General features: G+C 34.6%; 21 protein-coding genes and 3 pseudogenes. 16 read left to right on the top strand and 8 right to left on the bottom strand.

Annotated features, from left to right (window positions below):
- Positions 1–85 precede the first annotated feature (85 nt).
- Positions 86–1,516, bottom strand: coding sequence for a 2-polyprenylphenol 6-hydroxylase (gene ubiB, locus OPR60_RS01370; RefSeq protein ID WP_065094913.1), 1,431 nt, complete (start codon positions 1,514–1,516; stop codon positions 86–88).
- Positions 1,513–2,253: a metal ABC transporter ATP-binding protein gene (locus OPR60_RS01375; RefSeq protein ID WP_065094914.1), complete on the bottom strand. Its 741-nt coding sequence runs from the start codon at positions 2,251–2,253 to the stop codon at positions 1,513–1,515. Before OPR60_RS01375 ends, ubiB begins: the two co-directional genes overlap by 4 nt.
- Here OPR60_RS01375 and OPR60_RS01380 point away from each other — a divergent pair.
- Positions 2,245–3,126: a zinc ABC transporter substrate-binding protein gene (locus tag OPR60_RS01380; RefSeq protein WP_265039783.1), complete on the top strand. Its 882-nt coding sequence runs from the start codon at positions 2,245–2,247 to the stop codon at positions 3,124–3,126. The two genes, OPR60_RS01375 and OPR60_RS01380, sit on opposite strands and share 9 nt — an antisense overlap.
- A 67-nt stretch (positions 3,127–3,193) precedes the next feature.
- On the opposite strand, the gene OPR60_RS01385 is transcribed toward OPR60_RS01380, so the two are convergent.
- Both OPR60_RS01385 and rpmG read right to left on the bottom strand, forming a co-directional pair.
- Positions 3,194–3,469, bottom strand: coding sequence for a helix-turn-helix domain-containing protein (locus tag OPR60_RS01385; protein ID WP_065094916.1), 276 nt, complete (start codon positions 3,467–3,469; stop codon positions 3,194–3,196).
- Positions 3,470–3,494: 25 nt separating this feature from the next.
- A complete protein-coding gene (rpmG, locus tag OPR60_RS01390; RefSeq protein ID WP_006279743.1) occupies positions 3,495–3,695 on the bottom strand; it encodes a 50S ribosomal protein L33 in 201 nt (66 codons plus the stop codon).
- 149 nt (positions 3,696–3,844) lie between these two features.
- Between rpmG and OPR60_RS01395 the strand changes: the two genes are divergently transcribed.
- The 5 genes and pseudogenes from OPR60_RS01395 (at position 3,845) to murE (ending at position 10,747) form a co-directional block, all read left to right on the top strand.
- Positions 3,845–5,602 (top strand): Rne/Rng family ribonuclease, encoded by a 1,758-nt coding sequence (locus tag OPR60_RS01395; RefSeq protein ID WP_065094917.1) that lies wholly within the window; start codon positions 3,845–3,847, stop codon positions 5,600–5,602.
- Between the two features lie 86 nt (positions 5,603–5,688).
- Positions 5,689–7,611: a molecular chaperone DnaK gene (dnaK, locus tag OPR60_RS01400; protein WP_265039784.1), complete on the top strand. Its 1,923-nt coding sequence runs from the start codon at positions 5,689–5,691 to the stop codon at positions 7,609–7,611.
- A 70-nt stretch (positions 7,612–7,681) separates the two neighbouring features.
- Complete coding sequence (locus OPR60_RS01405; protein WP_065094920.1) at positions 7,682–7,966, top strand: BolA family protein; 285 nt, start codon at positions 7,682–7,684, stop codon at positions 7,964–7,966.
- Between the two features lie 7 nt (positions 7,967–7,973).
- Positions 7,974–9,207 (top strand): annotated as a pseudogene (gene metC, locus OPR60_RS01410) (cystathionine beta-lyase).
- Positions 9,182–10,747 (top strand): UDP-N-acetylmuramoyl-L-alanyl-D-glutamate--2,6-diaminopimelate ligase, encoded by a 1,566-nt coding sequence (gene murE, locus OPR60_RS01415; RefSeq protein ID WP_265039786.1) that lies wholly within the window; start codon positions 9,182–9,184, stop codon positions 10,745–10,747. Before metC ends, murE begins: the two are co-directional and overlap by 26 nt.
- On the opposite strand, the pseudogene OPR60_RS01420 reads toward murE, so the two are convergent.
- Positions 10,718–11,182 (bottom strand): annotated as a pseudogene (locus OPR60_RS01420) (ComF family protein); the annotation flags it as partial. The gene murE and the pseudogene OPR60_RS01420 sit on opposite strands and share 30 nt — an antisense overlap.
- Before the next feature lie 98 nt (positions 11,183–11,280).
- On the opposite strand from OPR60_RS01420, the gene OPR60_RS01425 reads away from it, so the two are divergent.
- The 8 genes and pseudogenes from OPR60_RS01425 (at position 11,281) to OPR60_RS01460 (ending at position 18,886) form a co-directional block, all read left to right on the top strand.
- On the top strand, positions 11,281–12,093 hold the full coding sequence (locus tag OPR60_RS01425; RefSeq protein ID WP_265040287.1) for a transposase: 813 nt from the start codon (positions 11,281–11,283) through the stop codon (positions 12,091–12,093).
- A gap of 231 nt (positions 12,094–12,324) precedes the next feature.
- Positions 12,325–13,077, top strand: coding sequence for an IS5 family transposase (locus OPR60_RS01430; protein WP_265039632.1), 753 nt, complete (start codon positions 12,325–12,327; stop codon positions 13,075–13,077).
- A 19-nt stretch (positions 13,078–13,096) separates the two neighbouring features.
- Positions 13,097–14,011: pseudogene (locus tag OPR60_RS01435) on the top strand (transposase); the annotation flags it as partial.
- A gap of 350 nt (positions 14,012–14,361) precedes the next feature.
- The gene (gene der / locus OPR60_RS01440) at positions 14,362–15,687 is read left to right on the top strand and encodes a ribosome biogenesis GTPase Der (protein WP_065094846.1); all 1,326 of its coding nucleotides are present in this window, start codon (positions 14,362–14,364) and stop codon (positions 15,685–15,687) included.
- Positions 15,684–16,205, top strand: a complete 522-nt coding sequence (locus OPR60_RS01445) for a disulfide bond formation protein B (RefSeq protein WP_406829608.1) — start codon at positions 15,684–15,686, stop codon at positions 16,203–16,205. The genes der and OPR60_RS01445 overlap by 4 nt, the downstream gene beginning before the upstream one ends.
- Positions 16,180–16,722, top strand: coding sequence for a demethoxyubiquinone hydroxylase family protein (locus OPR60_RS01450; RefSeq protein WP_006279362.1), 543 nt, complete (start codon positions 16,180–16,182; stop codon positions 16,720–16,722). Before OPR60_RS01445 ends, OPR60_RS01450 begins: the two co-directional genes overlap by 26 nt.
- Positions 16,723–17,302: 580 nt before the next feature.
- Positions 17,303–18,283, top strand: coding sequence for a phospho-N-acetylmuramoyl-pentapeptide-transferase (gene mraY, locus OPR60_RS01455; protein ID WP_065094848.1), 981 nt, complete (start codon positions 17,303–17,305; stop codon positions 18,281–18,283).
- 6 nt (positions 18,284–18,289) lie between these two features.
- The gene (locus tag OPR60_RS01460; RefSeq protein WP_015589381.1) at positions 18,290–18,886 is read left to right on the top strand and encodes a ribonuclease HII; all 597 of its coding nucleotides are present in this window, start codon (positions 18,290–18,292) and stop codon (positions 18,884–18,886) included.
- Positions 18,887–18,900: 14 nt separating this feature from the next.
- Here the strand turns inward: OPR60_RS01460 and virB9 are convergent, their stop codons facing one another.
- The 3 genes from virB9 to OPR60_RS01475 form a co-directional block, all read right to left on the bottom strand.
- Positions 18,901–19,686, bottom strand: a complete 786-nt coding sequence (gene virB9 / locus OPR60_RS01465) for a P-type conjugative transfer protein VirB9 (RefSeq protein WP_064125428.1) — start codon at positions 19,684–19,686, stop codon at positions 18,901–18,903.
- A 185-nt stretch (positions 19,687–19,871) separates the two neighbouring features.
- Positions 19,872–20,327: an outer membrane lipid asymmetry maintenance protein MlaD gene (gene mlaD / locus OPR60_RS01470; protein WP_065094849.1), complete on the bottom strand. Its 456-nt coding sequence runs from the start codon at positions 20,325–20,327 to the stop codon at positions 19,872–19,874.
- 2 nt (positions 20,328–20,329) lie between these two features.
- Complete coding sequence (locus tag OPR60_RS01475; RefSeq protein WP_007548590.1) at positions 20,330–20,644, bottom strand: NADH-ubiquinone oxidoreductase subunit NDUFA12 family protein; 315 nt, start codon at positions 20,642–20,644, stop codon at positions 20,330–20,332.
- 64 nt (positions 20,645–20,708) lie between these two features.
- Here OPR60_RS01475 and OPR60_RS01480 point away from each other — a divergent pair, with 64 nt between their 5' ends.
- Positions 20,709–22,175 carry a proton-conducting transporter transmembrane domain-containing protein gene (locus tag OPR60_RS01480; RefSeq protein ID WP_065094850.1) on the top strand — a complete coding sequence of 489 codons (1,467 nt, stop codon included), beginning with the start codon at positions 20,709–20,711 and terminating at the stop codon, positions 22,173–22,175.
- A 53-nt stretch (positions 22,176–22,228) separates the two neighbouring features.
- Positions 22,229–23,332, top strand: coding sequence for a rod shape-determining protein RodA (gene rodA / locus OPR60_RS01485; protein WP_065094851.1), 1,104 nt, complete (start codon positions 22,229–22,231; stop codon positions 23,330–23,332).
- Positions 23,333–23,351 lie beyond the last annotated feature (19 nt).

The raw sequence follows: 23,351 nt of genomic DNA on the forward strand, positions 1-23,351 counted from the left end.
AAAATTGGACATTCTCAACTCGGCTCCTGCAGATTAAAAATTAAGTTGAATAAAAATTGGGCTTGATGCAGTTTTTTCTCACAGTTTAAGAAATTAAAAATTTAACAATTAGAATTATAATTACAGACCACAGCAAAAAATAGACTTTTCCATTTGATTTATTTTTAATTTGGATGTTTTCTAATTTTTCATCAGCTATTAGGTTCAATTTTTCTATAAGGCTAAATATTCCTTGGATTGTTTTTATGGGATAAGAACTTCTAATTTTTTCCCTATACCCTATTTTATTTTCATGTTGACTGCTTATCCACGCTTCAACTACTTTCCACATATTGATTTCTGAGCAGATCTTTCTACATGTTCCTTCCAGTAAAATCATAGTTTTCTGCAGCAATAACAATTGTGTTTGAACTTTCATATCAAAATCACCCGTTATTTTTAATAGCTGAGCAAGTAAACTAGCAAATGAAATCTTCTGTATAGGCTGCCCAATAATGGGTTCACCTATTGCCCTGCAAGCTGTGACAAAATTTCTATGCTGTGATGAGACATAACCAGCTCTAAAATGCATTTTTGCAACGTGATCATAATCCCGATTTAAAAAGCCTTTGAGTATCTCTATAACGTAATAGCATGTCTCACGATCTATTCTACCCATGATTCCACAATCCAGGGCAATAATATTGTTATTACTATCAACCATTAGATTTCCAGGATGCATATCAGCATGAAAAAAACAATCTCTGTATACTTGATTGCAAAACGATTCTATAAGATTGATAGCTATTTGCTTACGATTATTCAGTTTTTCAACTTCGTATATTGGCGTTGCTTCTATCCATTCTAATGTTAAAACCTTTTTCGAAGTTCTATTCCAATCTACTTCAGGTACGTAAAAACCTCTGTCATTTTTTGTGTTTTCCTTTAGTTCTGAAGAGTGAGCAGCTTCAAAACGTAGATCTAACTCTAATCGGCAAATTTCAGCAAAAGTTTTGACTAATTCAATCGGCTTCAGCCTTTTTGATTGTTCGCTAAATTTTTCTGCAATTTCTGCAAGCCAAGAAAGCATTTTTATATCCCTTGAGAATGTCTTCTCAATATTTGGCCTTAAAACCTTCACAGCAACTTCCTTACCCTCAGTTGTAACCGCTTTATGCACCTGAGAAATCGATGCTGCTGCAATTGGCTTTTCAGAAAAGCTTGAAAAAATGTCGCTCAATTTACAATTAAACTCACTTTCTATAGTTTTAACTGCTATTTTGTGTGAAAATGATGGCAATCTATCACATATCAATAACAAGTTATTTGTTATATCCTCATTTAAAACATCAGTACGTGATGAGATAGACTGCCCAAACTTAATGAACACCGGACCTAATTTTTCAAGAGCACACTTTAGCTTGTGGCCTTGTATTTTATTTATTGATTTTTTTGATGGTGGAAGTAAATAAGGTAATATATTGTAACGCGTCAGCACCGTAGTTATGTGCAGAAGACGCAAAATATTTTGAATCATTTCGCTGCGTAACTGCTAAATATTTCATTTAGGGTTTTATTCTTCATAATCTCACCAGGCTTACCTTGGCAGTAGACAGTATTATTTATACAAATTATGTAATCTGAGCATGGTAGAGCAGAGTTAAGATCATGAGAAGTCATAAGAATCGACACTAATCGGGTTTTTGCCATTTTGCTTATAATATCATAGAACTTAGCCCGTGCGTTAATATCCATTGCACTAACTGGCTCATCTAGAATGATCAAGTCAGGTTCTGCAATTAAACAACGTGCAAGCAATAATAATTGTGCTTGCCCTGCAGAAATTTCTAATACTTGATTTTTCAAAATGTTACCAATACCAGCCAACTCTATCGTTTCTGTAATAATGGATTGATTTTTCTTTAGTCTTTTCAAGGAGCTATTTAAAAGAAAATACTCAACTGTTATTGGCATCAAATTACTAACACTAAAATTTTGCGGCATGTAGCTAATTTTTGTGTTCTCAGCTAACACAATATTTCCAGTATAATTTTTATTTATACCAGCAATTGCTTTCACTAAAGAGGTTTTACCTCCACCATTTGGACCAAGTATTGTAATTACGTCTCCTCTTTCCATGAACATATTGATATTGTCAAGGATTCTTTTACCATCATATGTGAGAGCAAGATTTTCTATTTTTAGAACACGATTATTGACATTATTCAATTTATTGACAAAATTTAACTTCTTCTCAACGTTTATATGAGACATTTACTGACTTTTTTTCTATTACTTTCATTTACACTATACTATAATATTGCCTTTTCATCCAATTTAAAAGTTGTAGCTATAATTAAACCTATCCACTCACTTGTGGCTTCTGTGACAGAAGGGATTTTAGAACCAGAATTGCTTGGCTATGCAACATCTGCGCATAATTATATATTAAAGCCATCTGATGCGAGTAATTTGGAATCAAGTGACGTTATATTTTATGTTGACGATAACTTAGAAACGTTTGTTCAAACTTTTGCCAAAAATAATAAAGAACTAGTACAATTGTCAAAGGCAATCAACCTACTTCCTGCTCGGCCACATTCATTTTCTAGAAAAATCACTCACATTCAAGATGAAAAAGATTTACACATTTGGCTGAGTCCCGAAAATGCAAAGAGCATGATACTTTTTATAAGTGCAACATTGTCTAACATAGATAAAGAAAATTTCCATCGATACAACTCTAATGCAACAAAAGCTATAAAGAAAATAGACCAAGAAGTAAAAGAAATTATGAAAGAACTGAATGATTTTAAAAATCAAAAATACATCGTTACTCATGATGCTTATCAATATTTTGAAAAATATTTCGGTCTAAATCATCCAAGCGCTATTCTTTCTATAGAAGAGGATTCTTACATAGGTATGAAGAGTTTAATGAAGCTAAAAAAGATAATGAAGGAAGAAAACGTTAAATGTATATTTGCTCATTCACAAGAAGATAGCATAAAGCCTAATACCCTTTCTAATGACGCAAAAATGGTAGTTCTTGATCCTATTGGATCAGACATAGAGCCTGGAAAAGATACATATCTAGCTATAATCGATAGCATTGCACAAAATTTTAAGTCTTGTTTTGTTGAGTAATAAGCTCCCTTTTAGCTTACCGTTTTATTGTTCTGCAATTTTTAAATTACCATTTGTCCTTTACATATTATGCAGGTTTAGAATTATGCTTTATTCTTACGTTTATGTCTTGGTCCAATGCAACCAATAAGTTAAGCAAGTATTCTAAGGAGAACCCTTCGATTTTTGATCTATTGATTTGAGATACTTTAGGCTGATCAATCTTTAGAGCGTTTGCTGCTTTTTTCTGTGTTGTGTATCTCTTACCTATTAATTGTGCAATGACCTTTATTAATTTCAGTTTTGTATCCTTTACATTGTCCAACTCTATTATTACAGGATAACTTAATTGTAAATTTTGCATAATAATAAACTTTCCTATAAAAAAACTACTTTAATTTTTCTTCTTTAAATAGCACATGCCTTCTGACTACTGGGTCATACTTTCTAAACTCCAGTTTTCTGGTGAGCTTTTTTGGATTACGCTTTTTTACATAAAAATAGCCTGTTGATTTTTCTTCACCAGCTCTTGTTGTCTTGATTGCAGTGCTGACTAACTTAACAAGCAAAGAAGCATTTTTTTTCGCCATACTTATAATGATATAATAAATTCTATGCGAGTTTATTACGCAAAATACTAAAAGTCAATCGAATAATGCAGATTGCAAAATCCTTGACAATCAACAGTGCATTAAGTAGCATAAAGTTAACTTCAGAATAAAAAGCAAACGGTAAATAAGTGACAAATAGTGGTAAAAGGGTATTATTGATAGAAAATTCTATCTGTTCTAATGAGGTAAGAGTTGCCTTGTCAATTAATAACAAGGTTGTAGAATTTGAACAAGAATTCAAGGAAAAAAAACAATTAAGAGGTAATATATACGTTGCTTATATAAAGCGTATAGAGCCTTCTTTGCAAGCCGTATTTATTGAATATGGAAAAAATAAGCAAGGTTTTTTGTCTTTTTCCGAGATATCTCTAGATTACTTCAATATTCCAGAAAAGGAAATTATCTTTGAGGGCTACTCAAATGACGATTGTACAGAAGAAGTCCCAGCAAGTGTCTCTTTAGATTCTGCAGCTAGTAAGAATGTTAACGAGTCAGGTAGCGGTTTTGTAAGAGAGGTACCTTTATATAAAAAATACAAATTACAAGATGTTATTTCAGTAAATCAAAAAGTATTGGTTCAGCTAACTAAAGAGGAACGAGGCAATAAAGGAGCTTCATTTACAACATACATAACTTTAGTGGGTAGATACTGTGTTTTCATGCCAAATTCCATGAGTAAAGGTGGAGTGTCTCGCAGAATTGAAGATGTTAATGTCAGAAAGCAGTTAAAGGAGATACTGAGTTCAATAAACTTGCCAAAAAGATCAGGTTTAATAGTAAGAACTGTTGGTTCAGGAAAAAATAAGAAAGAAATTGAGCAGGATTACAATTATTTATCCTCATTATGGCAGAGCATTCAAAAAAATGCCTTCTCTGTAAATGCTCCATCATTAATTTACAACGAAGCAGATGTAATTATGAGATCTGTTCGTGATTTTTGTAGCGATGGTGTAGAAGTTATAGTGTCTGGAAAGGAAGCTTTTGAAGCAGTTAGGCAATATGCTAACAATGCACTAAAAGGTAGTAAGTTGCGCTATAGATTGTATAGAGGTTATGTTCCGATCTTTACTTACTACGGAATCGAAGATCAAATTTCTGAGTTATATAGCAATAGAGTAGAATTGCCATCTGGTGGGTCTTTGATAATAACTTTAACTGAGGCGTTTGTTTCAATAGACGTAAATTCAGGAAAGATGACAGGAGAAGATAGCATAGAAGAAACAGCTTATAGAACCAATATGGAAGCAGTACCTGAAATATCAAGACAGGTGAATCTTAGGGGCCTATCAGGATTAATAGTAGTCGATTTTATTGACATGTTGAAATATCAGTATTGCAGAGCTGTTGAGTCTGCTATAAAGCAAGCGTTTAAAGACGATAAAGCTAAAGTTCAATTTAGCTACATAAATGACTTTGGTTTAATGGTATTTTCAAGACAAAGAATTAAACCAAACATACAAGAAATTAATACTACAGAGTGTTTACACTGCAAGGGTATTGGAAGAGTAAAATCAAACGAAGTAATTGTTTCATCAATACTAAGGGATTTACAACATATTGCTAACAAGAATCGAAATAAGTCTTTTGATTTAGTAGCGCACAGTGCAGTTATAGCACATATTTTTAATAATAAACGGAATACAGTTTCTACAATCGAAAAAGAGTTTAATATTACATTGAACGTCAGTATTGATAACAGTTTAGATGTAAATGCATTTGTTTTAAAACAAGGAGATGATGTTAATTTAAACGGTTATAAGCCATTACAGAACTCTGGATACCAAATTGGGGATAGCAGCAATGAAGAAGCTGATCATTCAAATAAACTACGAGGCAATTTTTGGCTGACTAAGTGGCTTTCGCGCCTTTTAAGTTCTAATAACTAATTAGAAACCTAAATTGGGCTTGTAATTAATGAGCCCTATGCTTATATATTCTTATATCAGATAATATTTACAATGGGGTACTCATTATGGGAAAAGCAATAGGTATAGATCTCGGAACAACAAATTCTTGTGTTGCAATAATGCAGGGCAAAGACACAAAGGTAATAGAGAATAAAGAAGGAGCAAGAACTACTCCATCTATAGTTGCATTTACTTCATCAGGAGAAAAATTGATTGGTGCTCCAGCAAAAAGGCAAGCAACCACCAATGCAAGTAATACCTTTTTTGCTACTAAGAGATTAATAGGCCGTCAATACGGTGATTCTGAAATAAAAAATCTAAACGTGCCGTATAAAGTGTTTGCGGCAAAAAATGGTGATGCATGGATTAAAACCACTGATAATAAAGAATACTCTCCTAGTCAAATTGGTGCATTTATACTACAAAACATGAAAGAAGCAGCAGAAGCTTATCTTGGAGAGGAAGTAAAAGATGCTGTGATAACAGTACCAGCATACTTCAATGACTCTCAACGTCAAGCAACAAAAGATGCAGGAAAAATCGCCGGATTAAATGTACTCAGAATAGTAAATGAACCAACTGCTGCAGCGCTTGCTTATGGTCTTGATAAAAAACATGGACACACAATAGTGGTGTATGATCTTGGTGGTGGTACATTTGATGTTTCAATACTTGAAATAGGTGAAGGGGTTTTTGAAGTAAAGGCTACAAATGGTGACACTCATCTTGGAGGTGAAGACTTTGATAATGGAGTAGTGAGTTATTTACTAGATGAATTCAAGAAAAGTAATGGCATTGATTTGAAAAATGATCCAATGGCTATGCAAAGAATCAAAGAAGCTGCTGAAAAAGCGAAAATTGAATTATCAAGTGCAATGGAAACGGAAATAAATCTACCGTTTATTACAGCTGATGCAAGTGGTCCAAAACACTTAAATATGAAATTAACGAGAGCAAAACTTGAAAGCTTAGTGAATGATTTAATCGAAAGAACTATGGCTCCTTGTAAAAAAGCTCTTGAGGATGCTAGTTTGTCTGCTAGTCAAATTGGCGAAGTGGTTCTCGTTGGTGGCATGACTCGTATGCCAAAAGTCATAGAGAAAGTTAAAGAATTCTTTGGCAAAGATCCACATAGAGGAGTTAACCCTGATGAAGTTGTAGCAATTGGAGCTGCAATACAGGCGGGGATCATTCAAGGTGATGTAAGAGATGTGTTGCTACTTGATGTGACTCCACTTTCTCTTGGTATTGAAACTCTAGGAGGAGTATTCACTCCACTTATTGAACGTAATACTACAATTCCTACTAAAAAATCTCAGGTGTTTTCAACTGCAGAAGATAACCAAACAGCTGTTACAATTAAGGTGCATCAGGGTGAAAGAAAACTGGCAGTTGATAATAAGCTACTCGGTCAGTTTAGTTTGGAAGGGATACCTCCTGCTCCGCGCGGAAGGCCACAAATTGAAGTGACATTTGATATAGATGCAAATGGAATAGCACACGTTTCTGCAAAAGATAAAGCTACTGGAAAAGAGCAAAAAATATGCATTCAATCTTCAGGTGGTTTATCTGATGATGAAATAAATCGCATGGTAAAAGAAGCTGAAGAAAAAGCGCAAGAAGATGAAAAGCGCAAAAAGTTTATTGAAGTGAAGAATCAAGCAGATAGCTTAGTCCATTCTACAGAAAAGTCTCTGACAGAGTATGGTGATAAAGTTTCACCAGAAGATAGATCTGCTATTGAAAATGCAGTTAACGAATTAAAAGAAGTTAGTAAATCTGATAACATTGATGACGCTGATTCAATACAGCAGAAAGTCACTAATCTTTCTCAATTATCTATGAAACTTGGAGAAGCTATGTATCAAACATCTCAACAAAATAGTGCTGAAAATGGCTTTTCATCAGAAGGAAATCCAAATGATAAAGAGGAAAAAGTAGTAGATTCTGATTATCAAGACATAGATAATAAAGAAGAGAATAAGTAATTGCGATTGTCATCCAAGTAGCTGATACTGGGATGACAAGAGGAGCATATTGTTGCTTAAAGAAGCCATTATGGATATTATTAAAACAATAGAAGAAAAGATACGCGATTCGATAGATGTAATTGATATCAACATTATCGATGAATCAGCAAAGCATGCTGATCATTATTTTGCTTCATCTTCAATATTACCTTCGCACATTAAATTAATATTAATATCTGACGGCTTTATTGGAATGAGCGTTCTAAAAAGACACAAGTTGATTTATGAGTTATTGAAGGGTGAGATAGAGCTAATACATGCAATTTCTCTTCACTTGTATACGCAAGATGAGTACAATTTAAAAAATAAATAATAAAAATGTGAAGGAAGAGTCTATATTAGTTAAAGCAGGAAGAAAATTTAATGACTATAAAGGTTCCATGAACCCGCCAGTTTATCATTCTTCTACCATATTATTTCCTACTTACAAGGACTACTTAAATGCAGCAAATGGAGAAAGTATATACGATGTAATCAACGATGGTGTTGCAAGAGATTATAGCTACAGTAATGTTGGTACTCCTACTGTTCATTATCTTTCAAATGCACTGGCTGAAATTGAAGGGAGTGGACAAGCGCTTATTTATCCTTCCGGACTATTTGCACTTACTTTTGCTATTCTAACTTTCGCTAAAGCAGGCTCGCACGTTTTAATTCAAGATAATAGTTATTATAGGCTTAGGAGGTTTGCAGAAAATGAGCTACCAAAAAGAGGAACAGAAGTAACTTTTTATGATCCAACACAGGATATAACTGATTTAATTCAGAGTAATACTTCATTGATAATGATCGAGACTCCTGGTTCTGTAACGTTTGAGATTTCGAATATAGAGCATATAGTAAAAGTTGCTAAGGAACATAAAATTGTGACCGTTTGTGACAATTCATGGGCTACTCCTTTGTTATTTAAGCCGCTTGATTATGGAGTTGATGTTGCACTATATGCGGTGACAAAGTATCTAGCCGGTCACTCAGATTTAGTGATGGGAGCTATGGTTGCTGAAGGTGAAACTTTTAAATTGCTTTATGAGAGCCATAAAAATTATGGGGTAACCATTCAATCGCACAACTGCTACCTTGCACATAGGGGACTAAGAACACTGCACACACGTATGAAAAGGCACCAAAATACAGCAATGGAAATGGCAAAGTGGCTAGAAAAACATTTAAAAATCAAAAAAGTTTTGTACCCAGCACTTCCCTCCCATCCTCAACACGAATTATGGAAAAGTTACTTCAAAGGAGCAAGTAGCGTATTCAGTATAATACTGGATAGAGAATATTCATGTGAAGAACTAAGCTGCATGGTTGATCATATGAAAATTTTTAGTATTGGTGCTTCTTGGGGAGGGTGCGACAGTTTGATATTACCAATAGATCGTAGATCTATGTCAAGATCTGTAATGAATTCAGATTATGGTGGAAGTTTTATACGGATATTTTGTGGACTGGAAGATCCTGAAGATTTAATCTCTGATTTAAATGCTGCACTAGCAAGGTTGCCATATTTGAATATCAAAGCTGGCAGATGAAACTGAGAGAATTACTGCATAACATTATTGATGTTGACTTTGATGTTGAAATCAAGGGCGTTACATGTAATCCCAAGAGAGTCAAGGAAGGTTATCTTTTTGTTTGTGTGTCAGAAAGGAGTAAAGAATACGCTACATGCGATACTGGAATCCATATCCTTCCTACTGAATCACAGTGTTACGTACACAACTGTGTAGACGTTGTGATACAAGGGGCCAAGAAAGATGTCATCCCAGTGCTTGACTACTTGGATCCAGAAAATTTAATTGCAAATGAGCACACTAGGCAGTTGTATAATAAAAACTGGATTCCAGTGTCACACACTGGAATGACAGATACTTCGAGCTTTGCAGTGCTTGAACACCCAAACCCTCAAGAAATATACAGCGAAATAGTCAGCAGGTTTTATCAATTCAAACAGCCCAAATATGTTGCTGCTGTAACTGGTACAAATGGTAAAACTTCAGTAGTAGAATTTTGCCGCCAGATCTGGCAAAACTCTGGCTATAATGCTGCGTCTATTGGAACACTTGGAACATGCATCAATAATGGCAGAAAAGGTAATAGCAACAGCCTTACCACTCCAGGTGCAGAAGACCTTTACGCAACATTGCGTGGTATAAGTATAGAACACTTAGTGTTGGAATCATCAAGTCATGGGATTGATCAATACAGAATCCATGGATTAAAGTTGAGTGCTGCAGCTTTTACTAATTTCTCGCAAGATCATTTAGATTACCATAAAAGTCTTGGTGAATATTTAGAAACTAAAAAAAGGTTATTTTACGAAGTATTACCAGAAGGAAAAACAGCGATTTTAAATGCGGATATAGATGAATACTGCGCATTGCTTAAAATAGCTGAAAAACGCAGCAACAAAATTATCACCTATGGAAAAACAGGCTCTGATATTACTTTATTAGAGCAAACACCAACCCCTAATGGTCAACATCTTACAGTAAAAATTGATAACCAAATTTACAATACATTTTTCCCAGTTTTAGGAAAATTTCAAGCATATAATCTGCTATGTGCAATTGGTATATCTGGATTAAATTACAGAGAAATATGCGTAGAAAAACTCATTTCTCCACCAGGAAGAATGGAAAAAGTGAAACCTTTTACATTCGTGGATTACGCACACACTCCAAGTGCGCTTAAACAAGCCCTGTTGTCTTTAAAATGGCATATCAACAAAAAAATAATTCTAGTTTTTGGATGCGGTGGAAATCGCGATCAGACGAAACGTTTAGAAATGGGCAAAATAGCACAAATGTATGCAGACAAAGTAATAATTACAGATGATAATCCGCGTGATGAAGATCCGGCAAAAATTCGCCACGATATTTTGCTACATTGCCCTGATGCACTGGAGATAGGAGGTAGGAGAGAAGCTATAGAGAAAGGCGTAGATATTGCCTATAACGAGGGTATGATTCTGCTAGTTGCAGGAAAAGGACATGAGAAATTTCAAATCATAGGGAATCAAACTTTTGAATTTAGTGATGTTGAGGTTATTAAAAATCACGTTTTAACATGCTACCGTTCTTGCAAGCGATAGCACTCTCACTTCTCTTGCACCGGAGTTTAAAATTTCTTGAGAGCAAGATCTTACAGTTGCTCCGGTTGTTACCACATCATCAACTAATATCACGATTTTATTTTCGATAATTTTCTTGTTGCTTATTTTAAAAGCCTTCTTTAAGTTTTTTTCACGCTGTTTAAGTGAAAGACCAGCTTGAGATGTGGTATGGCGAAGGCGTTTTATTGCAAATGGCGTATAGGATAAATTGGACAACTTACTCAACTCTTTTGCGAGCAACGCTGCTTGATTATATTTACGTTTAAACAAGCGCATTTTATGTAACGGTATAGGAATTATGACTTCTGCGTTTTGAAACGTATTCTGATTAGCTTGGTATATCCACTTTGCATAGATTTTTACGTAATTCAAATTATCAAAAAATTTGAAATTTATAATCATGTTTTTACTATAGACCTGCTGCAAAAGGTGATTGAAAAAATGATGTGAGAAGGGTAGAAGAAGAATAAGCAGATCAAGTAAGGAAAAAAATGAGCTTTAGTTACTATAATATGAAAAAACACCCAAGAAACTTTCGTAATATAACAGGTTTAAGTATAGAGGAGTTCGAAAAAGTAGTAGAAAAAGTGAGGTCTGGATGGAAAAAACTTGAAAAACAGAAAAAGTGTCATGGTAGAAGATCAAAACTACCAACTCTGGAAGATAAGTTGTTTTGCGTAATTTTGTACTATCGCACTTACATAACACATAGATTTTTAGGATGCCTATTCAATGTGCACAACGCAAATGTATGTAGGTTACTTAAGAGAATAGAGCCATTACTCGCCAAAAAAGTGACTATAACAAAAGATAGAAGTATGACGCCAGAAAAAATACTGAAGATTTTGGCTGATGTTACAGAACAGCAAATACAGAGGCCAGAAGATAGTAAAAAACGGAAGAAATCATATTCAGGAAAAAAAAGAACCAACACTATGAAAACTGAGATTATTATCGAAGAAGGAGGAAGAATTTTATCAGTGTCAAAGTCATACCGTGGTAGAATTAGTGATTTTCGCATAAGGAAACAAGAAAAATATTTACCACTTGATAGCATAAAACATGCTGATTCTGGATATCAAGGTTGGCAAAAATTGCAAAGCAATGTTATAATTCCATATAAAAAGTATCGTAAAAAGCCATTAACTCCAGAGCAGAAAGAGCATAATAGAAGGTTAGCATCATTTAGAATGAGAGTAGAAAATAAGATCCGAGAGATAAAGATATTTAAGATTATGTCGAATGTTTATCGCAATTTTCAGAAAAAATATAACTTGAGGTTCAATATTATTGCTGGTATTGTAAATCTTAAGCACGCCTTTTAGTTAACCTTGATTTTATTCACCCTCCTTTCCTTTTTTTTATCGCTTGATTCGCAGCAGGTCTTATGATTTTAAAGTTAGTTAAAAAAAGTTTGGGAATAGAATGTGAACTTATGGAGCCATTGACATGTACCCTCAAAGCAAGCTTTTTCTAGGCTCTGTGGACAAAAAATATGAAAAGAGAGAAAAAGATGGTAGTTTAGCCTAATAGGTAAAAAATGGAGAAACTACCATATGCAATATTACATCAAAGAGGAAAATTGGAAACAAATTTTAGAGTTCATAAAAAGCGTAAAAGGAATGCACAGCAAAGATGAAAAACGTTTAAGAATATTCATAGAGGCAGTGTGGTACATAGTGCGAAGTGGTTGCCAATGGAGACTTTTACCAAAAACTTATGGTAATTACAGGAGTATACATAAGCGATTTAAAAGATGGTGTGAAAGAGATGTCTGGAAAAAATTGCTTGAATATACTAAACAAGAGCCTGATTTAGAAGTTGCTATAATCGACGGTACGATCATCCGAGCCCATCCATGTTCATCTGGATATACAAAAAACTCCAAGGATCAAGAAGCTTTAGGGAGGAGCAAAGGTGGCTTTACAACTAAAATACATGCACTTGTCGATGCACTTGGAAATCCACTTAAATTTACTCTGACTCCTGGTCAAAGAAATGAAATTACGCAGGCACAAGTGTTGACCGAAAGTATCTATAACTCTACTGTAGTAGCTGACAAGGGCTACGATAGCAATGCCTTTGTTACAAGTCTTGAAGACAAGGGATGTACAGTAGTTATTCCGCCAAAACGGAATCGAAAAGTGCAAAGGTATTACGATGAGCATATCTACAAAGAACGTCATTTGATTGAGTGTTTTTTTGGTAAAATTAAAAATTTTAGGCGCATTTTTTCCAGATTTGATAAAACTGCTGAGGTTTTTATTGGTTTTCTCAATTTTGTTGGAGCTCTTGTATGGCTTCTCTAAAATTTTGTCCACAGAGCCTAAAGCAAGGTATAAGATTTGCCATACAGGCTTTCAAGAATTTAAGCATCCAAACAGCCTATCAGGATGAACCTGAGTTGGAGAGGCTATAGACTTATTGCAGCAGATGGTTCTGGTACCCAGCTCTGGGGAAATTGTATCCGAGTTTGAACCAAATGGAACAACAGGCACCATTGGCAATTTGTTTGTTGATTTGTGTACTTCGCTGATTTGTAGTGCTCGTCTTGCGGCTTGGAATATAGGTGAACAAACGTTGGCGGCAGAGCAATTACCCGAAGTTATCACTCAAATGCGTTTATTAAATCAAGAGAAATTATTATTTATCTATGATCGTCTTCAGTAAAATTCATTCAGCAGCATTATGATTTGGAAGTAGATTTTATTTTTCGCTTGCAAAAAAGAAATTATAGTAAGCTATGGGAACGCTGGCGAATTAGATTTTGATTTTATATTAGAAAATGAAAAGCTAAAAAATAAAATGAAAGGACAGAAAGTAAGAGTTATAGTGCTGACATTAGCCAACTGAGAAACAGAGCTTTTGACCGAGACTTTGGAGCAAAGCTGATGTGTTAAGGTGGCACATAGAGGAAACGACTCAAAGTAGGAGCAGAGTTAGAGAATTTTTCTGGAGAGGCTGTATACAAGAATTTTGGGCAAACTTGGTCATGTGCAATATATTATCGCTTCATATGTGTGATGCACAAGGGCCTTGGAACCCAGATCAAATTACTGAGTATCGTTTAAATTTTTCAGTTTTATTTGGTGTAATGAGGCAGAAACTCTATCAGGTACTTATTGCGCCAAAAAACTTTCAAGCCCTTTTTAAGTATACGCGCTAAAGTTAAAATCCGACCGGGACAGCCGCAATAAAGTAGATAAGCCTAAACGCCATCATGTCTTTAGGAGAGTTTGCTAATGAAAGTTCTTAAGTTGACGTCATTGACTGTTCCGATTCGTTATATGACATAAGAGCATCATATATTTCATGCAATGTATTTGAGATATTTTTTTCCATATGTTGATTAATATGCCCATATATTGTCGTCTCTTCCGAACACTCTGTATCTTTATGTATATGATTTTGTTGCTTTAATTCTTCTCTATCTACACTCTCTATTTGCTCTGACACTAGCATAACTACCCCATATTTTACATAACGAAATAAAAAAATTCTAACTGTAGTATGCTTATATAATCTACGAAGTCAATAGTTAAATTGAAAAGTTTCGGTTATAATTTACTTCATATAGAACATGCCCTTGAATTATGCTAAAAATCGCCATAGTAGGCCTACCAAATGCTGGAAAATCGACCCTATTCAACAGATTAGTGGGAAGAAAAGCAGCAGTAGTTAGTAATATTCCAGGAGTGACAAGGGATAGACGTGAGGGAATAGGGAGAATTAGCGATTTGGAGTTTAAAGTTATAGATACAGGAGGATGGAACGACCAAACTAATTTTTCACTACAAGTTATTGAACAAATCGAATTTTCTTTATCCAATTCAAACATAATTTTCTTTCTTGTTGATGCAAAAGTGCAAAATGAGCGAAATGAAGAGTTTGCAAAGTGGCTGAAGAGAAAAATAAATAAACCTGTAATACTAGTAGCAAATAAATGCGAGAGTCATAAATCCGAAAATGTTGATTATTTGCAGTTTTTTGATTTTCTTGGCCCGGTGTATATCTCTGCCGAGCATAATCTTGGCATGGTTGATCTTTATGATGCATTAGCTGGTGTTATTGAAAATTTTAACGAGAACACTGAGTTACCTAACAATGAACTGAGTAGGCTGAGGATCGCGATCATCGGCCGTCCGAATGTCGGAAAATCAACTTTTTTAAACAGCTTGCTTACAGAAAACAGAGTAATAGCGAATTCAGAGCCAGGCACAACACGTGATTCTGTAGATATTGTATATGATCATAATGGAGAGCTAATTACTCTTATTGATACTGCAGGAATTCGAAGAAAGGCTAATGTTACAGATGAATTAGAATCAAGATTTGTTGAGAAAAGCTTAGAATCAATCAAGCGCTCTCATGTGGTAGTTTTAATGCTAGACTCCCTGCTTGGTATTGAGCAACAGGATTTATCAATTGGTGAAGCTGCAATTAAGGGAGGGAAAGGGATTATTGTTGTTTTAAATAAGTGGGATTTAATAGGTAAGGATGACAGAAGTAAGTTAATAAAATTTGTCAAACAACAGGAAGTGACTCGGTTATTCTTGGAAGTGCCAACTATAACAGTTTCTGCGTTGAAAGGCATGCGCTGCGGTGATGTGATAGATAAGTGTCTTGAAGTGAGTGAATCCTTGAACAAGAAGATCAGCACTGCAAAACTGAATAAGTGGCTCATAGATGCTGTAGGAAAACATTCTCACCCTCTTGTAAAAGGCAAAGCAGTTAAAATGAAGTATATCGCTCAAATTGGTACTAAACCTCCAGCTTTTTCTTTGATATGTAACATACCTGAAAGTGTTGATGAAAGTTACAAACGCTATTTAATTAACGATCTCAGAAAAAATTTCTTTGCAGACGGTGTGCCAGTTAGATTGCTTTTGAAAAAAAATAAAAATCCCTATGTAAAATGAATACTCTGCTTTATACTTTCAGGGATAATTTACTTAAAGTTATGAGTAATAATTCCAGAATTCCTGCAATCTTTCTGCTGTCGAGTGCCGCTGCTCTAATTTTTGCATATGTGCTAGAATATTTTTTCAACATGCTGCCATGCAAGTTATGTACATACGAGCGAATAGTTTACTATATCGCCGGATTACTTGCAGTAGCGTGCATGCTTAAAGACAACAAAATTCTAATCTATGCAATGTTTTGCAGCTACCTCATAGGTGCAGTAATATCTTTTTATCATGTAGGTCTTGAACTCCACTTATTTCATGATGTTTTAGGTTGTACAGAGCAAGCAAGTGGTAACGTTAGTATAGAAGAGCTCAGAAATAATCTACTAAATCCTAATTACTCTCCATCTTGTGACAGACCTCATTACGTTCTAGGTGTTTCCTTAGCAACATGGAATCTAATTTATCTCATAGTAGCTCTGTTCGTATCAGGTAAGGTGTATTGTGGAGAAAGAAAGAAATCTAAATAATTTAAGGTACAGCAACAATCAGTTCTTGCAACAGGCAATTAGAGTAGATCACGCTGGAGAATATGGAGCTATTTGCATTTATTCTGGTCAAAAATTTATTCTTAAGAAATCTTCTATAATCAATGAAATAATTGAAATGGAAGAGCAGGAAAAAAAGCATTTTCACTATTTTAATGAGAAAATCAAAGAGCAAAAAGTTCGTCCTACTGTTTTGTTGCCTGTTTGGCGTGTTTTAGGAGTGTCGCTTGGCGTTGCAACTGCCATTATGGGCAAAAAAGCTGCTATGGCTTGCACTGCTGCAGTTGAAGAAGTTATCGGGGAGCACTACAAAGAGCAAGTTTCACATTTAGAAGATGGGGAATTAAGAGAAACTATAAGTAAATTTCGCGACGAGGAGTTAGAGCACAAAGATATTGCAATTCAGCACAATGCTGAAAGCGCATTTGGCTACAACATTTTATCATCATTCATAAAAACAGGCTGCAAAACTGCTATTTACTTGTCTAAGTTAATTTAACTAAGCAGCTTTCTTAAAGTGTTTTAAATGTTCTGATAACAACAGAAACCAGGAAGGAATTCAAGTGTAACAATTATTTTATAACTATATTTACATATCACCATTATTAATAAATAATTAGTATTTGTAAATTAAATACATCTAAAGTATAGACTGCAAAGGAGGCAAAAGTGCGTTTTAATTTAGAAGAGGGAAATGCTCTTATGTAATACCTGCCACAGGTTCACAACTGTACGAACATTCATTTTTGAAGGTAAATTGCACAGCAAATGGTGTCATTCCAGTCTGGAATCCAGAAATTTTGCTTATAACTGAGCTGATAAGCTAAAGGTAATTGTCTTACACTAAAACAAACGTTTTTAATTAAGTTGCATAGAACCAGTGTCTGGGCACTGGGATAACACCCCACTGGTGGTCCAAACTACAACGTTCGTACAGTTGTGGATTCCAGACTGGGATGACACCCTACTGATGGGCCCAAATCACAATGTTCGTACAGTTGTGGGTCAGGCTATAGGATGACAGAAGTTGACTTTATTAGCTATAGGTGGTATGACACTTAGTCAATTTAAGTAAGCAGATGATCTTAGCTACAAAAGTATTTTTTACCTCATTTGTTTTTGGGTTTATTCTTTTTCCCTATTTTATAAAGCTTCTAAAAAAAATAAGCAAAGATGGGCAACCAATTAGATCATGTGGACCAGAAAGTCATTTAATAACAAAAAAGAATGTACCACCTATGGGCGGAATAATAATACTGATTTCTTCTTTATTACCAATTTTACTCTGGGCTCAGTTAACACCAGAAATTTTGCTGCTGATATTGATAACTCTATTTTTTGCTCTACTTGGATTTATTGATGATTATTTAAAATTGAAGACAAATCACTATCGAGGTTTAAGTGCAAAAACCAAAATACTTATTCAGTTTATTGTTGCTCTGGTTGGTGTGTTTATACTTAAGCTATACTCTGCTGAAGGTTTTACAAAAACGTCCCTATTTAAAGGAGTAATAATAGATTTTGGCTATCTATATGTTCCGTTTGCTGCGTTTGTAATTGTCGGCTCTTCTAATGCTGTGAATCTCACAGATGGTTTGGATGGCCTTGCTGCAACTCAAGTTATCACTTCCTTTGCTTTTTTGGGGCTAATTGCATATATAACTCAGGCAGATATGAATATTACTTTATTCTGCATTGCATTTATAGGAGCTATTCTAAGTTTCTTGTGGTTTAACACACATCCAGCAAAAATATTTATGGGTGATGTTGGTAGCTTGTCGGTAGGTGCGGCTTTAGGGTTAACTAGTGTCCTAATTAAAAGAGAAATGCTTTTTGCTATTATTGGAATAATCTTTGTAATAGAGACTCTATCTGTTATTATTCAGATATCATATTTTAAATATACAAAGTTTAAATATGGAGAAGGAAAAAGAGTTTTTCTTATGGCACCAATACATCATCACTTTGAGAAGAAGGGATGGTCAGAAAATGCAATCGTTATGAAATTTTGGATAATTTCTATTATCTGTTCAGTTTTTACTATAACTTTCTTATTATAAAAACCTATGAAATACCCAGACTTTACATTAGAAAATAAATTATCAGGAGTGATAGCAGGAGTGGATGAAGTTGGAAGAGGTCCGCTAGCTGGTCCAGTAATATCCGCAGCCGTAGTGTTTATTGATAGAAATACAATTATTGATGGAATCAACGACTCGAAAAAGTTGACTCCTCAATGTAGGCAAGTCCTATATGAAAAAATAATATCCGTTGCAAAATTTGGTATAGGAATGGCAAGCGTAGAAGAAATAAATTCATACAATATCTTGCAAGCAACAAAACTTTCAATGAAACGTGCGTTGATAGACTTGGACCTAGAGTTAGATTATGTGCTAGTTGATGGTAATCAACCACCTGAAGTGAAATGGCAAGTGAAATCCATAGTAAATGGTGATAATTTGAGTACATCAATTGCAGCAGCTTCAATCGTTGCAAAAGTTACGAGAGATCGGCTTATGCAAGAATTGCACAATAAGCATCCTGAATATAATTGGTATAAAAATAAAGGATATGGGACAAAAGAGCACCTTAACGCTATTGGCCTTTATGGAATTACAGAACATCATAGAAAAAACTTTGCACCCATATCTCGGGCATTATAGCCTTTAGATAGTAATCACTTACCTTTTTTGAAAGGCATGTTTTCATTAAATAGGCAAACTGTACTCGATCCATTCCTTAAGGTAAACACTGAACTTACCCTTTCGATTATCAGATAGTTGTCAACTGTACGGAAATTTACTAAAGACTCATATCCTGCAGAATCAACCATAAAAACTGCCGGGAAATCAGAGTTTATTTTATTGAATTGTAGATATGTAAATTTTCCATCATCAAAAACCTTGATTGGTATTATTGACTGACTGCCTTTAACGTGCGAGATGGAATAATTAAAATTTAAACCCTTCTTTACAACTTCAATATCGTTTATATCAGGAATAATGGTATGACTAGCTTGTTCGAGGATATCACCGTTATTTGTTGTGTAAATCTCATCACTGCTAAATAGTGGATAAAGAAACCTTACTTCATATGCTAATCTTGGATCATCTAGTCCAGTTGCTTCTTCAGCATGAAGTTCAAAGTAATAAACTCTTTTATTGGTAATTATAGTTGCGTTGGTATCGGCAATATCATCTATAGGCTTAATAAACAATCTGTTACCTTGAGGAAGGAGTTGCCAACCAGTTGAATCACCCATTGAAAGGTTTTGTATTACCTCCCCTGGTTCAAACAATATACTGGACTGATAACCATAAAAACCCGTATACTTATGTATAGCCTGTGGGTTATAATTTATTACCTTTATGTGATTATCTCCAGCTATTGAACGTGGCTCCTGTTTTGCAAGTGCATCACTACCACAGAGGAACAATAGTACGGCAAACAGTAAACCAATCATAATATCAAAATGAATTAATCTTCATTTTATCATTAATAGACATGCACTGCAACTGTTAAGGCACTTTCTATACTATAAACCCCAAAGCAAGCGGTAGAAAAGGCAAGAAATAAGGCAAACTCCTTAAATACTTTAGAACTACAGGAGGCTTTACCTGAACGGATATACTTGGAATCCTGCCATTTTCACTTTGTAAACATACCAAGAATTCTGTCCATTATTCCACCCATATTTGCTTCAGCTTGAGTATACTCTATTTTACCACCATGCAAGAGTAGTTTAATATCTGATCCAGGTGATATATTAACAAATTTACTGCCAACAACTCCACTGCTAGTGATCAGAGCTGAACTATCAATTGGCAATTTTATGTCTTTGCTTATACACATATCGATTCGTGCTACGTAGGTAGCTTTGTCAAGTGATACACCAGTTATGCTTCCAACATCTACACCAGAGATCTTGACACTATCACCAACTCCTATACCGTTAGCGTTAGCAAAAAGACCATATATTTTATAGCAGTCCTTATAGTTTTTCTTTATGTAAGATAGCTTATCAATAGCAAAGAAAATCAGAAAAATAGTAAAAATTAATACAAATAATCCAGCGGTTATTTCAAGTATATTTGACCTTCGCATCTTTAGTTATCAGGACTCCAGCTTTTATAGTAATTTTTCACTTTTTGGTTTGGATAGTATGCATCTTTTGTACCCGTTAAATTAGGAGTATGTTTTACTTTTCTTTTTTTATTATTAACTGGTACTACATTATCAGTATAGTGAAGCCATATATGCCATTCCGGAGGCACTGTTGTAGGCTCAGAAACACTGCTATACATAACCCACCTTTTTCCTTTACTTGATTCATAGTAAGAATTTCCATTTTCATCTCTTCCTACAAATTTATCTTCTCTTCGTAATAGGCGTTTTATTGCATTACAAATTTTAGATAACATAAGGGTATTAAAACAAAAAGTATTATATATACTAATACTTTAACGATATATTAACAACAATTTAATGCAATTACCAATCTTACAAGTTATTATCCCAATAATTGCATCAATGTTTTGCTTTCTTGCCAAGAAACACAAGGTATCTTGGTTTATTTCTTTTATTGCAACAACAATCACTCTTATCATTTCATCAATACTACTCATTAAAACATATAAAGGTGAAATTATAACTTATCACCTTGGAAATTGGGCTCCTCCGTATGGAATAGAGTTAAGAATCGACGTGTTAAATTCCTTAATTCTAACCCTAGTGAATTTTATAGCGCTGATTAGTGTGCTTTATAGCTTTTATATTAACGAAAAAGAGATTAGCAAAAACAAAATCACTGGTTTTTACTCTCTATTTCTACTGTGCTTAAGCGGACTGCTCGGGATTCTAGTAACAAACGACATATTTAACCTTTACGTTTTCTTGGAAATTTCATCTCTTTCTTCTTATGTATTAGTTTCAATGGGAAGGGATAAAAAAGCCTTGGTTGCAGCATTTGAATATCTAATTAGTGGAACAATAGGTGCAACATTTTATTTATTTGGCATCGGGCTCTTGTATTCAATGACTGGAACGCTCAATATGTCTGACATGGCTGAAAGAATAGTTCCATTATACGATAACAACATCATAAAACTTGGCACGTTGTTCATTTTTGTTGGTCTCTCAATCAAAATGGCACTGTTTCCATTAAGCAGGTGGCTGGTTAATGCATATAGTGAGGCGCCAAGTTTCATTAGCATATTCTTTTCAGGCACAGTGACAAAAGTGATGATATATGTTTTCATCAGAATCTTTTATACTGTTTTTCATCAAAATTTTTTCTTGTTTAAGCCGCTACTGGACAATGTGATAATTATCCTCGCACTTTGCGCTATTGTATTTGGGTCGATATTTGCAATAACCGCAAAAGACATAAAAAGACTGCTTGCTCACTCTAGTATTAGCCAAATTGGTTATATAATTTTAGCACTGAGTTTTAACTCAAAAACAGGTGTATTTGCAGCAATTCTTCACATAGTAAACCACAGCATAATAAAAACATCTTTATTTATGGCTGCAGGATGTATTTCTTACAAATTTGATACAACAAAAATAGAGAATTTATCGGGACTCAAGAAATCAATGCCTTATACAGCACTTGCGTTCACTCTACTCAGTTTAGCATTAATCGGTGTGCCTTTAACAAATGGCTTTGTAAGCAAGTGGTATATAATGAAAGCAATTATCGAATCTCGCGCGTGGATTTCCCTGATAGCTTTTGCTGCCGGTTCTTTTCTTGCACTAATATACATGTGGAAGATGGTAGAGAAAATGTATTTTGAAAATGATGCAACGTCACGCACTAGAATGACACTAGGCAAAATTAATGATGTGCCATTTCCTATGCTTTTCTGTCTATTGTTTATGGCAGCTTTAACAGTAGTAACTGGAATATATAGCACTCCAATTCGGTTAGTAGTTGAGAAGTTGGTTTTTTGATTTTTATCTTTGTTTCATATTTTACTGTACTTTAAGGTTATAAGGTCTTTATTGTGGGTAGGCTGAAGAAGATTCATTGGTTATTAGTCATTAACGTGATAGCGCTGTTTTGCGTTGGCATTGTTGTTCAATACTCTTCCGCTGGAGGAAAGTGGGTGCCATTTGCGATTCACCAACTGGTCATATTTTCCTTCTTTTTCCTACTCGCTATAGCTATGTCATTCATAGAGCTAGATTTTTATTTGAAGTACGCCTACTTTTTTTATACAGCAGCAGCGATTTCACTATTAGCAGTAAATTTTTTTGGCTCACACATAATGGGTGCAACAAGGTGGATAAGAATTGGATCAATTAGTTTGCAACCATCAGAATTTGCAAAAGTAGGCTTAATACTTGCGCTTGCTCGCTATTTTGATAAGCAGAGTATGTATAAAATGATGGAATTTAAAAGATTGCTTAAGGCACTTATAATTATTTTCTTACCCGTGTTCTTGGTGTTAAAGCAACCTAATTTAGGCACAGCTATGATAATGTTATTTATAGGGATGTCAATTATATTCACAGCAATAATAAAAAGATCTCATTCGATAATATGTGGAACGCTTGGCATTTTTGCAGTACCAGCTATTTGGCCTTTTTTACGTCCTTATCACAAGCAAAGGATATTGTCATTTTTGGATTCATCAGTGGATCCACTTGGAATAGGTTATAATGCGCAGCAATCTCAAATAGCTATTGGTTCAGGAGGTTTGCTTGGTAGGGGCTTTGTTAACGGAAGTCAAACTCAACTTGGATTTTTGCCGGAGAAACGTACAGATTTTGCTTTTGCAGTGCTGAGTGAGGAATGGGGATTTTTAGGTAGCATGGCTTTAATTTTACTCTATACTACATTGCTTGCTATAATGCTCTCTATTGCTTATAGGTCAAAAAATTATTTTTCTAAGTCGGTATCTATCGGCATTTTTGCCTTTTTTAGTGCTCATTTCTTTATAAACATCGGAATGACAATGGGCCTCTTACCTGTAATAGGCGACCCATTGCCATTTCTGTCCTATGGAGGAAGTACAACTGCTGCAAGCTTAATATGTATAGGGCTATTGCTAGCAATAAAAGCAGATGAACAACAAAATGCTTGTATTTTACCTATGCTAAAGTAAAATTAAACTTTACTTAATA

Source organism: Wolbachia endosymbiont (group A) of Trypoxylon clavicerum, assembly GCF_947251665.1.
GTDB lineage: Bacteria > Pseudomonadota > Alphaproteobacteria > Rickettsiales > Anaplasmataceae > Wolbachia > Wolbachia pipientis.

What these genes read in the sequence shown, in the direction of transcription:
- ubiB (WP_065094913.1), bottom strand. Translation starts at nt 1,516, where the DNA reads ATGATTCAAAATATTTTGCGTCTTCTGCACATAACTACGGTGCTGACG.
- OPR60_RS01380 (WP_265039783.1), top strand. Translation starts at nt 2,245, where the DNA reads ATGAGACATTTACTGACTTTTTTTCTATTACTTTCATTTACACTATAC.
- OPR60_RS01375 (WP_065094914.1), bottom strand. Translation starts at nt 2,253, where the DNA reads ATGTCTCATATAAACGTTGAGAAGAAGTTAAATTTTGTCAATAAATTG.
- OPR60_RS01385 (WP_065094916.1), bottom strand. Translation starts at nt 3,469, where the DNA reads ATGCAAAATTTACAATTAAGTTATCCTGTAATAATAGAGTTGGACAAT.
- rpmG (WP_006279743.1), bottom strand. Translation starts at nt 3,695, where the DNA reads ATGGCGAAAAAAAATGCTTCTTTGCTTGTTAAGTTAGTCAGCACTGCA.
- dnaK (WP_265039784.1), top strand. Translation starts at nt 5,689, where the DNA reads ATGGGAAAAGCAATAGGTATAGATCTCGGAACAACAAATTCTTGTGTT.
- OPR60_RS01405 (WP_065094920.1), top strand. Translation starts at nt 7,682, where the DNA reads ATGGATATTATTAAAACAATAGAAGAAAAGATACGCGATTCGATAGAT.
- murE (WP_265039786.1), top strand. Translation starts at nt 9,182, where the DNA reads ATGAAACTGAGAGAATTACTGCATAACATTATTGATGTTGACTTTGAT.
- OPR60_RS01425 (WP_265040287.1), top strand. Translation starts at nt 11,281, where the DNA reads ATGAAAAAACACCCAAGAAACTTTCGTAATATAACAGGTTTAAGTATA.
- OPR60_RS01430 (WP_265039632.1), top strand. Translation starts at nt 12,325, where the DNA reads ATGCAATATTACATCAAAGAGGAAAATTGGAAACAAATTTTAGAGTTC.
- der (WP_065094846.1), top strand. Translation starts at nt 14,362, where the DNA reads ATGCTAAAAATCGCCATAGTAGGCCTACCAAATGCTGGAAAATCGACC.
- OPR60_RS01445 (WP_406829608.1), top strand. Translation starts at nt 15,684, where the DNA reads ATGAATACTCTGCTTTATACTTTCAGGGATAATTTACTTAAAGTTATG.
- mraY (WP_065094848.1), top strand. Translation starts at nt 17,303, where the DNA reads ATGATCTTAGCTACAAAAGTATTTTTTACCTCATTTGTTTTTGGGTTT.
- OPR60_RS01460 (WP_015589381.1), top strand. Translation starts at nt 18,290, where the DNA reads ATGAAATACCCAGACTTTACATTAGAAAATAAATTATCAGGAGTGATA.
- virB9 (WP_064125428.1), bottom strand. Translation starts at nt 19,686, where the DNA reads ATGATTGGTTTACTGTTTGCCGTACTATTGTTCCTCTGTGGTAGTGAT.
- mlaD (WP_065094849.1), bottom strand. Translation starts at nt 20,327, where the DNA reads ATGCGAAGGTCAAATATACTTGAAATAACCGCTGGATTATTTGTATTA.
- OPR60_RS01475 (WP_007548590.1), bottom strand. Translation starts at nt 20,644, where the DNA reads ATGTTATCTAAAATTTGTAATGCAATAAAACGCCTATTACGAAGAGAA.
- OPR60_RS01480 (WP_065094850.1), top strand. Translation starts at nt 20,709, where the DNA reads ATGCAATTACCAATCTTACAAGTTATTATCCCAATAATTGCATCAATG.